This is a genomic window from Curtobacterium sp. AC268 (assembly GCF_979258745.1).
Genome location: NZ_OZ409878.1, coordinates 3,369,525 through 3,381,622 on the forward strand (window position 1 = coordinate 3,369,525; position 12,098 = coordinate 3,381,622).

Below are 12,098 nucleotides of genomic sequence, written 5' to 3' on the forward strand. Positions count from 1 at the left end.
CGGCGGGCACGACGTGACGAACAACGACCGACCCACCAAGAACGAGCGGCGTCAGCACGCCCGAGAGGTCGCACGCCAGCGCGCCGACGCCGAGAAGCGCCGCAAGCGCCGCAACAAGTGGTTCCTGCAGGGCGGCATCGGCCTGGGCATCGTGGCGATCGCCGCGATCATCGCGATCGTCGTGGTGAACGTGAACAACGCCCCCGTGGTGTCCGCAGCGGGGCCGAAGAACATGGCCACCGGCGCGATCCAGTTCACCGGCCAGGACGGCAAGGTCACCCCGGTGACCACGCCGGCCGTCTCCGCGACGGGTTCGGCCTCGCCGGTCCCGACGGCGAACAGCGATGGCGCCGTGACGGTCACCGAGTACGTCGACTGGGCCTGCCCGGTCTGCAAGCAGTTCGAGGCGGCCTACTCCGACCAGATCCTCGACAAGGTGAAGTCGGGCGACGCGACCCTGGCGATCCAGCCGGTGTCGATCCTCGACCGCAGCTACGCGGGCTCCCGCTACGCCAGCCGTGCCGCGAACGCCGCCATGTGCGTGGCGAACTACGCGCCGGACAAGTTCCTCGACGTGCAGACGCAGTTCTTCGAGAACCAGCCGGCCGAGGGCACCAAGGGCCTGACCAACTCCGAGATCGCGAAGCTCGTCAAGGCGGGCGGCGCGACCGGATCGGACCTGTCCGAGTGCCTGTCGTCCGAGCAGTTCAAGGGCTGGGTGACGAAGTCCACGCAGGCCGTCACCACGAACGAGGCGCTCGCGGGCACGCAGGGCTTCGGCACGCCGACGATCGTCGTCGACGGCAAGCGCCTGGACGACCTGAGCACCGTCATCACCGCGATCGACGCCGCGGCGAAGTAGCACTCCCCGAACGACCGACGGCCCTCGCTCCCATCCGGGAGCGGGGGCCGTTCGTCGTGAGCGGGGAAGGCTAGGACGCTCCGCCGTGCTTCCGGACGAAGGCCGCGAACGCGTCGACGTCGGCGAGGGACGCCGCGCCGTCCGCGTTGTACTGCTCGCCGTCGACGATGATCGTCGGCGTGCTCGTGATCCCGTCGAGCGACGAGTTCGGCACCGGGTCGTTCATCGCCCGGTTCGTGGCGTCGGCGACCCACCCGGCGAAGTCCTGCCGGGTGATGCAGGGTGCCACGGCCGGGTCCGTCGCCCCGGCCTGGCGCGCGAGGGACGCCAGCTCGTCGTTGGTGAGTCCGCGCGTGCTCTCCGAGGGCTGGTGTTCGTAGAGCGAGCTGTTGAACGTCAGGAACGCGTCCGGGTCGTGGTCCGCCACGCAGGCCGCAGCCGCAGCCGACCGGGTGGAGTACCGCGACCCGAGCGACACGCGGTCGAGCAGCCCGAGCGGATGCAGCTCGAGGGTCGCGGTGCCGTCCTCGACCCACTGTCGGATCCGGGGCATCTGGGCCGTCTCGAACTGGTTGCAGTACGGGCACATGTAGTCCGCGTAGATCGTGATCGCGGCCTTGGAGCCGTCCTGCTCGGTCGGCGTCGGGGTCCCGCCGTCGGGCACCGCCCGCGTCTCGACGGGCACGATCCTGCCGTGCACCCCGGTGAGCAGGACGCCGTCGCTCGCCGCGTTCCGCGGACCCGGCCCGGCGGGCTGCACGGAGTTCGCGATCACCAGGACGACGACCGCGGCCACCGCGAGGCCACCGACGATGATCCCGCTGATGCCGAGTGCGCGGCGGCGTCGTCGTCGCGACTGCTCCGCCGCCCGTGTCGCTCGCGCGCGGTCACGTGCGGCGTCCCGGCGCGCCCTGCTGCTCTCGTTCTCGCTCATCGGTCCCGAGCGTAGGGGCAGCGGGGACGGCTCAGAAGCTGGTGAGCACCGCGGGGAACTTGATGATGATCGTGACGATGATGACCAGGTAGTTCGCCAGCGCGAACGCCCAGCTGAAGGGCAGGAGCGACCGCCCGACGCGCTGCGCCCCGGCGCCGAAGCGACCCTGCGCCGTGTTCCAGATCGTGAACACCCAGAACATCGGGATCGTCATCGACCAGACGAGCATGCACCACGGGCACAGGGCACCGATGACGAAGACGGTCTGCGTGAACAGCCAGGTCACGAACACCCATGCCAGGAAGACCCCGGCGTTGAAGACGATCCAGAACCAGCGCGAACCGTTCCGGAACCCGGCGAGCAGCAGCACTGCGACGGCGATCGGGGCGACGAACCCCATGACGCCGAGCAGCGGGTTCGGGAACCCGAACAGGTTCCCCTGCCAGCTGGCCATCACGTCGGAGCAGTTGATGAACGGGTTCACGTCACAGCTCAGGACGGCCTTCGGGTTCTGGTACTTCGTGAACTCGTCGAGGACGAGCCGGAACGAGCCGAACAGGCCGACGATCCCGGTGACGAGCAGGAAGACCGCCATCGCGATCGGACGACGGGGGGCAGGGGCAGACGCGGTCACGCGGCCATCATCGCATGCGGGTTCCGGTGCTTTCCGGGTGCGGCATGCGATAATGCCTGGAGGTCGTGCGGCCAACCGCACACCGAAGAGAGCTTTCCGAGTGACGCCCCACCGGGCCGAACCCGGACGATCAGGTGCGGTGAGAGCGCACTGTGGTCGGGCAGCGTCACTCCGACGCCGAGCCGGACCGGGCCGGGTGCCCGGACCGGAACGGGCGCGGACGCAACGAGAAGTTGACGCGGACCGATCACGAGACAGCGAGCGCGGGGGCGTCGACGCCGCCCGCCACGACACAGAATTCCCGCCACCCGAAAGGGTGCGAGTGGGGCCGAGGAGTGCACCAGTCCATGGTGGAGCAGAACAACGACAACACGACCAACGACGAGAACGCGCCGAAGCGCCGGAGCCGCCTGTTCGGCGGTCGCCGCGCCCGGTCGTCCGGCCAGGAGGCTGGGCCCACGCGAGCCGGTTCCGACGCGTCGCGAAGCGACGTGGCGGCCGAGCTCGTGGGGAAGAGCGCCGAGCAGGCACCCCACGCCGACGAGACCCTCGCGCTGACGGGCGGCGCTGACGCCCGTCCCGCGGCCAGCGTCGCGTCGGCCGGTTCGCCGGACTCTCCCGATTCGCCGGCCTCGCCCGACTCCCCGGCCTCGCCGGCGTCGCCCGTCGAGCCGACCGACACCGGGGCGGTCTCCGTCGCGGTCGAGGCCGTCGCCGACAGCGGTGCCGAGCCGCACGACGTGAGCACGCTGACCGGTGACCTGCCGGTCGTGACGGGCGACCAGTCGGGCAGCGCGACCGACGGGGCGGACGCGGACCGCGCCTCCCGTCCGGCCGACGCCGCACCGACGGCCGAGGCGAGCGACGACGCCGCACCCGCCGACGAGCCGTTCGTGCCGAAGGCCACGAGCACGCTCAGCCTGATCTTCCACGCGCCGGTGCTGCCGGAGCTGCCGCAGCGCGCGCCCCGGTTCGACCGCGACCGCGACCGCGATGAGGACGACCGCTACGACCGCGAGGACCGGTTCGACCGCGACCGCGATCGTGACCGTGACGACCGCGACGACCAGGGCGGCTCGCGCCGTCGCTCGCGTCGCCGTGGTTCGAGCGCCGACCGCGAGGCCCGTGAGCCGCGCGACCACCAGGAGCCGCGCCGCCGCGAGCCGGAGCTCATCACCGAGCCGCAGCGCATCAAGGGCTCGACCCGGCTCGAGGCGAAGAAGCAGCGCCGTCGTGACGGCCGCGACGCCGGACGCCGCCGTCAGGTGGTCAGCGAGGACGAGTTCCTCGCCCGCCGCGAGAGCGTCGACCGCCAGATGATCGTCCGCTCCAGTTCGTCGACGATCGAGATCGGCGTGCTCGAGGACGGCATCCTCGCGGAGCACTACATCACCAAGTCCGAGAACGTGTCGCTCATCGGCAACGTCTACCTCGGCAAGGTGCAGAACGTCCTGCCCTCGATGGAGGCGGCGTTCGTCGACATCGGTCGTGGCCGGAACGCCGTGCTCTACGCCGGTGAGGTCGACTGGAACTCCGTCGAGACCGGCAACCACGGTCGCCGCATCGAAGCAGCGCTCAAGCCGGGCGACAAGGTCCTCGTGCAGGTCACGAAGGACCCGGTCGGCCACAAGGGCGCCCGTCTCACCAGCCAGATCTCGCTGCCGGGTCGCTACCTGGTCTACGTGCCGAACGGCTCGATGAACGGGATCTCGCGGAAGCTGCCGGACACCGAGCGTGCCCGACTGAAGAAGATCCTGAAGGAGGTCCTGCCGGAGCACGCGGGCGTCATCGTGCGCACCGCTGCCGAGGGCGCGACCGAGGAGCAGCTCACCCGCGACGTGCAGCGCCTGACCAGCCAGTGGGAGGCCATCCAGAAGAAGGTCGCCGGTGGCCACGCCCCGGTGATGCTGCACTCCGAGCCCGACCTGCTCATCAAGATCGTCCGCGACGTCTTCAACGAGGACTTCACGAAGCTGATCATCGACGGCGAGGCCGCCGGCGGCACCATCGACGAGTACCTGTCGGCCGTCGCCCCGGACCTCAAGGACCGCGTCGTCCGGTACGAGGGCCCCGACTCCTTCGAGGAGTTCCGCCTCAACGAGCAGATCGACAAGGCGCTCGACCGCAAGGTCTGGCTGCCCTCCGGCGGTTCGCTCGTCATCGACCGCACCGAGGCCATGACGGTCGTCGACGTCAACACGGGCAAGTTCGTCGGCTCCGGCGGCAACCTCGAGGAGACGGTCACGAAGAACAACCTCGAGGCCGCCGAGGAGATCGTCCGGCAGCTCCGCCTGCGGGACATCGGCGGCATCATCGTCGTCGACTTCATCGACATGGTGCTCGAGGAGAACCGCGACCTCGTGCTCCGCCGCCTGGTGGAGTGCCTGAGCCGTGACCGAACGAAGCACCAGGTCGCCGAGATCACCTCGCTCGGCCTCGTGCAGATGACCCGCAAGAAGATCGGTGTCGGCCTGCGCGAGTCCCTCGACGAGGTCAACGCCAAGATCAACGACAACAACGCCGACCCGGGCCCGAGTAAGGGTCGTCGCAAGGGCCGTGGCGGGAACGGCAACGAGAACGGTCGGTCCGGCAACGGCGGCAACGGCGGGAACGGCAACGGGAACTCCGGTTCGTCGGGGTCGTCGAACGGGGCGTCCAGCCAGGCGCACCAGATCACCGACGACGTGAAGAACGCGCTGTCGCGGATCGCCGCCTCGACCCTGTCGCACGACGAGCAAGAGGCAGCAGCGGCTGCCGTGACCGCGACGGAGGCCACGGCACCGTCGTCGGCCGACGCGTCGACCAGCACGGACAGCACGGGTGGCGAACAGCCGACCGGTTCGAAGCGTCGTCGTCGTGGCCGTGGAGGCCGCGGGGGAGACCAGCAGAACAGCGACCAGCAGACCGGCGACCAGCAGGCCGCCGCGCAGGCCGAAGCCGCCGAGCAGTCGGACGCACCGGAGTCCTCGGCAATCGCCGAGCCCGCCGTGGTCGTCGAGTCCGAGGCGCGCGCGCCGAAGGCTGACGCTCCGGCCGTCACGGAGCCCGCTGCCGAACCGAAGGCGAAGGCCCCGGCCCGCCGTCGCGTGAGCTCGAGCGCCACCGTGACCCCGACCGACAACACCGTCGCGATCCTGGACATCCCGATCGCCGCGGCGCCCAAGCGCGAGCCCCGCGCGGTCGCCCCGGACGCCGAGTCCCTGCTCGACTCGGTGCTCCAGGCGCTCCCGGAGCCGAAGCAGCCCGGACAGGGGCGCTCGCGCTCCCGCCGGGTCTCGTCGCCGAGCATCAGCGCTCCGGCCACCCCGACGGAGGAGCCGACCGACGACGCCGACGGCTCCGACGGCGCAGTGATCCTGGGGAACTGACGTGACGAACCCGGGCGACCCGCAGCAGCAGCGTGGGTACTACGGTGCGGGCTGGTCCCAGCCCGCACCGCCCGGCCCGGGTGCCCAGCCGCCCGGTGGCCCCGTGCCGCCGCAGCAGGGCGGTGTGCCGCAGTACGGGCGTCAGCCCGGTGCCGGTGCGCCGTACGCCCCGCCGCGGCCGCCCCGTGCCCCGGCAGACCCGCGTCGGGCCTTCGCGCCCGGCGCCTCGGTGGCGAACACGGCCGGTGCGCTCATCGCCGTGGTGGCGCTGGTGCTCGTCGAGTTCGTGTCCGGGCTCTTCGGGCTGCTCGGCACCTCGCTCGTGGTCAGTCCGTTCCGGCACTACGGTGCCGGCACGAGCCTGCTCGGAAGCTTCACGACCGGGGTCTTCGTGGCGCCGTTCCCGTACTACGTCGGCGCGTTCCTGGCCCTGGCGTTCCTGACGCCGATCGACCGCCGCAGTCCGCTGCCGAGGCTCCTGCTCCGCGTGGTCCTCGCCGGCGCCGCTGGCACGGTGGCCCTGATGCTCGTCGGGGTCTTCACCGGGTCGCTCGGAGCGACCACCGCCGGCGCCTCCCAGCTCGTCATCGACGTGGTCACGCGGCCGCTGCAGAACGGTCTGCCGTTCACGGTGATGCTCCTGGCGACCGCCACGGCGGCCTGGCTCTGGCTCGGTCGACCGCGCCGCGGACGAGGCCCGTCGACGACCCCGGGGATGCCGGGCACCGTCCGACCCGCCGACGCGGTGCCGCCGTCGACGATCCAGCAGCCCCCGGCGAACCCCTGGGGCGGTCCAGCGCCCCGCTGAGCCCGTTCGTGCGGCCCTGCGAGCCGGCGGCGCGCCGTGCGAGGTGCCGCGCGGGGCGGACCCGACCCGTGCCTCCCGGCCGCCCTGCGGTGCTGTCAGCGGCCGCGCTTGTCCCGCTGCGCCACGCGCAGCCCACTGCGGATCAACCGCAGCACGAGCTCGCGACCGGTCACGGCCGAGGCGCCCGCGGCCACCAGTTCGTCGTACCGCGCGAGCGGGACGTCGTAGTGGTCGTGGTCGAACGCGCGGCGCGGCACACCGGCACGCGCAGCGAACGCGTGGAGTTCCGCGTAGGATTCATCACTGACGAGGTGCGACCACAGTGTGTCGTGGGCGGGCCACGTCGGTGGGTCGATCAACACGGTCACCGTGCAATCGTACGGGTGTCGCCGTTTGACCGGACCCAGGGTGATCGAGTATTCTCGGTCCCTGGTGTCAGCGGGCCGTTCTGCCTGCGTCGCCGATCGGGCCCGGCCTTCCGGGAGCCGCTCGTGCAGAAGTGGGCACCCGAGACTTCCCTCAAGCAGAGTTACGTAAGGATTTCCACGTGGTTTACGCAGTAGTGCGCGCCGGCGGCCGTCAGGAGAAGGTCGAGGTCGGCACCATCCTGACCATCGACCGTGCCAAGGCGGACGACAAGGGCAACATCGACCTCGCCCCCGTGCTCCTCGTGGACGGTGACAAGATCACGTCGGCGGCTTCCGAGCTCGCGAACGTGACCGTCACCGCCGAGGTGCTCGACGACCTCCGTGGTCCCAAGGTCATCATCCAGAAGTTCAAGAACAAGACCGGGTACAAGAAGCGCCAGGGTTTCCGCGCTGAGCTGACCCGCGTCAAGATCACCAAGATCGCGTAAGGGAGTCAACTCATGGCACACAAGAAGGGTGCGAGTTCCACTCGCAACGGTCGTGACTCGAACGCACAGCGCCTCGGCGTGAAGCGCTTCGGTGGCGAGGTCGTCAACGCCGGCGAGATCATCGTCCGCCAGCGCGGTACCCACTTCCACCCGGGCGCCAACGTCGGCCGCGGTGGCGACGACACGCTGTTCGCCCTCTCGTCCGGTTCGGTCGAGTTCGGCACCAAGGGTGGCCGCAAGGTCATCAACATCGTCAACGCGTAGTCGTTCGAACGACTGCAGCTGGAGGGGCGGGCCGAGTGCCCGCCCCTCCTTCGCTTTTCCCGCCGACGATCCCGTCGGCACAACGAAACACCAGGAGTGGACCCATGGCGACCTTCGTCGACCGCGTGACCCTGCACCTCAGCGCGGGGCACGGCGGCAACGGCTGCGTGTCGGTCCGCCGTGAGAAGTTCAAGCCCCTCGCCGGGCCCGACGGCGGCAACGGCGGTGACGGCGGTGACATCGTGCTCGTCGCCGACCCGCAGGTGACGACGCTGCTCGGCTACCACCGTTCACCGCACCGCTCGTCGAAGAACGGGCAGCCCGGCATGGGCGACCACCGCAGCGGTGTCAGCGGCGAGGTCCTCGAACTCCCGATGCCCGTCGGCACCGTGGTGTACGACGAGTCCGGCGAGGTCATCGCCGACCTCACCGAGCCCGGCATGCGCGTCGTCGTGGCCCCCGGTGGACAGGGCGGCCTCGGCAACGCGGCGCTCTCCACCACGAAGCGCAAGGCCCCCGGCTTCGCGCTCCTCGGCACCGAGGGCTGGGCAGGGGACATCAGCCTCGAGCTGAAGACCATCGCCGACGTGGCCCTCGTCGGGTTCCCGAGCGCCGGAAAGTCCTCGCTCATCGCAGCCGTCTCCGCCGCCAAGCCGAAGATCGCGGACTACCCGTTCACGACCCTCACCCCGAACCTCGGTGTCGTCGAGTCCGGCGACACCCGGTTCACCGTCGCCGACGTCCCCGGTCTGATCGAGGGCGCGTCCGAGGGCAAGGGCCTGGGCCTCGAGTTCCTGCGCCACGTCGAGCGGTGCGAGGCGCTGCTCCACGTCATCGACTGCGCCACGCTCGACCCGGGCCGCGACCCGATCAGCGACCTCGACGTCATCCTCGGTGAGCTCGAGCGCTACCCGGTCCCCGAGGGCCAGGTGCCGCTGCTCGAGCGCCCGCAGCTCATCGCCCTGAACAAGATCGACGTACCCGAGGCGCAGGAGCTCGCCGAGTTCGTCACCGCCGAGCTCGAGGGCCGCGGCTACCGCGTCTTCCCGATCTCCACGGCGTCCCGCAAGGGGCTCCGTGAGCTGACCTTCGCCCTGGCCGACATCGTCGAGCAGGCCCGCGCCGCCCGTGCGGCAGAGCCCGTGCCGGAGCGCATCGTGCTCCGCCCCCGCTCGGTCAACGAGAAGCCGTTCACCGTGCGCGCCGAGGGCGGCGAGGAGCACCGCTTCTACCGCGTCCGCGGCGCCAAGCCGGAGCGCTGGGTCCAGCAGACCGACTTCACCAACGAAGAGGCGATCGGCTACCTGGCCGACCGGCTCGCGAAGCTCGGCGTCGAGGACGGCCTGTTCAAGGCCGGAGCCGTCGCCGGCTCGACCGTCGTCATCGGTGGCGACGGCGGCATGGTGTTCGACTGGGAGCCGACGCTCACGTCGACCGCGGAGCTCATCACGAGCGCCCGTGGCACCGACGCCCGCATCGGTGCGACCTCGCGTCCGACCCGCAACGAGCGGCGCGAGGAGTACTTCGAGCGGATGGACGCCAAGGCGGCCGCCCGTGCCGAGCTCGAGCAGGAGCGCGTCTCCGGGCTCTGGGTGGACGACGACGTGGTGACCAGCGACCAGCTCGGCACCAGCGAGCAGGTCGAGACCAGCGACCAGAAGGACTGACCGCGGCATGACCGACACGACCGCCCGCACCGACCTCGGACCCGTCACCCGGCGCGAGGACATCCCGCGTGCGCGGCGGATCGTGGTCAAGGTCGGCTCGTCCTCGGTCAGCGGTGACGCCGCCGGCCAGATCGGCCCCCTGGTGGACGCCCTGGCCGCCGCCTACGGCCGGGGAACGGAGGTCGTGCTCGTGTCGTCCGGTGCGATCGCGACCGGGTTCCCGTTCCTCGGGCTCGAAGGCCGGCCGGACGACCTCGCCACCCAGCAGGCTGCGGCGGCCACCGGGCAGAACGTCCTGATGTTCCGGTACCAGAAGGAACTCGACCGGCACGGTGTCGTCGCGGCGCAGATCCTGCTCACCGCCGGTGACCTGCAGAACCCCACGCACCGGGTGAACGCCCAGCGCGCCATCGACCGGTTGCTCGCGCTGCGCGTGCTGCCGATCGTGAACGAGAACGACACCGTCGCCACGCACGAGATCCGCTTCGGCGACAACGACCGGCTCGCGGCCCTGGTGGCCCGGCTGCTCGGGGCCGATGCCCTCGTGCTGCTCTCCGACGTCGAGGCGCTCTACACGGCACCCCGGAGCAGCCCGGCGCGACCCGCATCGACGAGGTGCCGTTCGGCGACGAGCTGGCCGGGGTCACCTTCGGCTCGATCGGCACCGCCGGCGTCGGCACCGGGGGAGCGGGGACCAAGGTCGCCGCCGCGCGGCTCGCGGCCGAGGCGGGCACCGCTGTGCTCGTGACCGACACTGCGCTGGTCGACCGTGCGCTGGCCGGCGAGCACCTCGGCACCTGGTTCCACGCCGCGCCGCGCCCCTGAGGCGGGTTGCGCCCGGAGTGGTCACGATCCGCCGTCGGGACTGCGCCGACTGGTCGGGGACCGTCGGCGCGGGCGTCGCGGAGCGACGATCTGCGACCGCTCGGCGGGCGTGACGCGACGTGTCGTGTCCGGTCGGCGGGGTGGACGCGACTGCCTGGAGGCCCGGTGCGGGTCCCTGGACCGGTGGCGGGCCTCCAGGCGGTCACGACTCGCCGTCGGGGTGCGGTCGTGTGGTCGGGAACCGTCGGCGCGGGCGTCGCGGAGCGACGATCTGCGACCGCTCGGCGGTCCTGGTACGACGTGTCCTGACCCGTCAGCAGGGTCTGTGGGCGCGTCCGTCACACGGGCTCGCCGCGGACCTACAATCGGTCCATGTCGTCGATCGCGCCCGCCCCGACCCTGACCGACAAGCTCGTGGCCGCACGGGCCGCCTCGTCGGCGCTCGCGACCGCGACGACCGCCGTCAAGGACGCGGCCCTCGGTGCGATCGCCTCGGCGGTGCGTGCCGCGACCGACGAGATCGTCGCCGCGAACCACGACGACCTCGTCGCCGGCGAGGACGGCGGACTCTCGTCCGGGCTGCTCGACCGGCTGCGACTCGACCCCGTCCGGATCGAGGCCCTCGCCGCCGCGGTCGAGCACGTCGTCGGGCTGACCGACCCCGTGGGGGAGCACGTGCGCGGGTCGCAGCTGCCGAACGGACTCCAGCTCACCCAGGTGCGCGTGCCGTTCGGTGTCGTCGGGGCGGTCTACGAGGCGCGCCCGAACGTCACCGTCGACATCGCCTCGCTCGCGCTCAAGTCGGGCAACGCCGTCGTGCTCCGTGGCGGATCGGCGGCCCAGCACACGAACGCCGTGCTCGTCGCCCGGATCCAGGACGCGGTCGAGTCGGTCGGCCTGCCCCGCGACCTGGTGCAGACCATCGACGAGTTCGGCCGCGCCGGTGCCACCGAGCTCATGCGCGCACGCGGCCTGGTCGACGTGCTGATCCCGCGGGGGAGCGCCGCACTCATCCAGACCGTCGTCACCGAGTCGCAGGTGCCCGTCATTGAGACCGGTGCGGGCGTCGTGCACGTGTTCCTCGACGCCTCCGCGCCGGAGCAGCGTGCGGTCGACATCGTCCTGAACAGCAAGGTGCAGCGGCCGAGCGTGTGCAACGCCCTCGAGACCCTCCTGGTGCACGAGGCCGCCGCCGAACGACTCCTGCCGGTACTGGCTGACCGGCTGCGGGCCTCCGGTGTGACGCTGCGCGGCGACGACGCCACGCGGGCGATCGTGCCCGGGGTGCTCCGCGCCACCGACGACGACTGGGCGACCGAGTCGATGGACCTCGACCTGTCGATCCGCGTCGTGCCCGACGTCGACGCGGCGATGGCGCACATCGCACGGTGGTCGACGCACCACACGGAGTCGATCGTCACGAACGACGTCGACACCGCCGAACGGTTCCTGGCGACCGTCGACTCGGCGGTCGTGATGGTGAACGCGTCGACCCGGTTCACCGACGGCGGCGAGTTCGGTTTCGGGGCCGAGGTCGGCATCTCGACGCAGAAGCTGCACGCGCGCGGTCCGATGGGCCTGCCGGAGCTGACGAGCACGAAGTGGATCGTGCGCGGCTCCGGGCAGATCCGCGGCTAGACTGAACGGCGTCTTTCCCCGACCGAACGGAGCACGAACGATGACCCTCCTCGCAGAAGCTGCTGAGCACGCCTCCGGGGCGCCCGCGTTCGTGTTCCCCATGGTCGGCGCCCTCTTCTTCATCTTCCTCGGCTTCGTGACCTGGAGCTTCCGCGACGTGGCCTACCGCCACTCCCAGAAGTTCGAGGCCACCCGCCACCACGAGACGGGTGTCGACGAGTTCGGCCACACCAAGATCTGAC

General features: G+C 71.2%; 11 protein-coding genes and 1 pseudogene. 9 read left to right on the plus strand and 3 right to left on the minus strand.

Annotation, left to right across the window (positions count from 1 at the left end; genetic code table 11):
- Positions 1 to 13: 13 nt before the first annotated feature.
- Complete coding sequence (locus ACZZ9K_RS15985; protein WP_111057898.1) at positions 14 to 862, plus strand: DsbA family protein; 849 nt, start codon at positions 14 to 16, stop codon at positions 860 to 862.
- Positions 863 to 932: 70 nt separating this feature from the next.
- Here ACZZ9K_RS15985 and ACZZ9K_RS15990 read toward each other — a convergent pair whose 3' ends face one another.
- Both ACZZ9K_RS15990 and ACZZ9K_RS15995 read right to left on the minus strand, forming a co-directional pair.
- A complete protein-coding gene (locus tag ACZZ9K_RS15990; RefSeq protein ID WP_463444577.1) occupies positions 933 to 1,796 on the minus strand; it encodes a DsbA family protein in 864 nt (287 codons plus the stop codon).
- A 31-nt stretch (positions 1,797 to 1,827) separates the two neighbouring features.
- Positions 1,828 to 2,430 (minus strand): vitamin K epoxide reductase family protein, encoded by a 603-nt coding sequence (locus ACZZ9K_RS15995; protein ID WP_463444578.1) that lies wholly within the window; start codon positions 2,428 to 2,430, stop codon positions 1,828 to 1,830.
- Positions 2,431 to 2,777: 347 nt separating this feature from the next.
- Between ACZZ9K_RS15995 and ACZZ9K_RS16000 the strand changes: the two genes are divergently transcribed.
- Both ACZZ9K_RS16000 and ACZZ9K_RS16005 read left to right on the plus strand, forming a co-directional pair.
- Positions 2,778 to 5,798, plus strand: a complete 3,021-nt coding sequence (locus tag ACZZ9K_RS16000; RefSeq protein ID WP_463444579.1) for an Rne/Rng family ribonuclease — start codon at positions 2,778 to 2,780, stop codon at positions 5,796 to 5,798.
- Between the two features lies 1 nt (position 5,799).
- On the plus strand, positions 5,800 to 6,606 hold the full coding sequence (locus ACZZ9K_RS16005; RefSeq protein ID WP_463444580.1) for a hypothetical protein: 807 nt from the start codon (positions 5,800 to 5,802) through the stop codon (positions 6,604 to 6,606).
- A 95-nt stretch (positions 6,607 to 6,701) separates the two neighbouring features.
- On the opposite strand, the gene ACZZ9K_RS16010 is transcribed toward ACZZ9K_RS16005, so the two are convergent.
- A complete protein-coding gene (locus tag ACZZ9K_RS16010; protein WP_138802846.1) occupies positions 6,702 to 6,974 on the minus strand; it encodes a DUF4031 domain-containing protein in 273 nt (90 codons plus the stop codon).
- A 179-nt stretch (positions 6,975 to 7,153) separates the two neighbouring features.
- Between ACZZ9K_RS16010 and rplU the strand changes: the two genes are divergently transcribed.
- The 6 genes and pseudogenes from rplU to ACZZ9K_RS16040 all read left to right on the plus strand — a co-directional run bounded on the left by rplU (position 7,154) and on the right by ACZZ9K_RS16040 (position 12,097).
- On the plus strand, positions 7,154 to 7,462 hold the full coding sequence (gene rplU, locus ACZZ9K_RS16015) for a 50S ribosomal protein L21 (protein WP_027464715.1): 309 nt from the start codon (positions 7,154 to 7,156) through the stop codon (positions 7,460 to 7,462).
- A 12-nt stretch (positions 7,463 to 7,474) separates the two neighbouring features.
- Positions 7,475 to 7,726, plus strand: a complete 252-nt coding sequence (gene rpmA, locus ACZZ9K_RS16020) for a 50S ribosomal protein L27 (protein ID WP_017885976.1) — start codon at positions 7,475 to 7,477, stop codon at positions 7,724 to 7,726.
- A 104-nt stretch (positions 7,727 to 7,830) separates the two neighbouring features.
- The gene (gene obgE / locus ACZZ9K_RS16025; protein WP_176708422.1) at positions 7,831 to 9,393 is read left to right on the plus strand and encodes a GTPase ObgE; all 1,563 of its coding nucleotides are present in this window, start codon (positions 7,831 to 7,833) and stop codon (positions 9,391 to 9,393) included.
- A 7-nt stretch (positions 9,394 to 9,400) separates the two neighbouring features.
- Positions 9,401 to 10,218 (plus strand): annotated as a pseudogene (proB, locus tag ACZZ9K_RS16030) (glutamate 5-kinase).
- Between the two features lie 372 nt (positions 10,219 to 10,590).
- On the plus strand, positions 10,591 to 11,856 hold the full coding sequence (locus ACZZ9K_RS16035) for a glutamate-5-semialdehyde dehydrogenase (protein WP_138802848.1): 1,266 nt from the start codon (positions 10,591 to 10,593) through the stop codon (positions 11,854 to 11,856).
- 40 nt (positions 11,857 to 11,896) lie between these two features.
- A complete protein-coding gene (locus tag ACZZ9K_RS16040) occupies positions 11,897 to 12,097 on the plus strand; it encodes a hypothetical protein (RefSeq protein ID WP_035807661.1) in 201 nt (66 codons plus the stop codon).
- Position 12,098 lies beyond the last annotated feature (1 nt).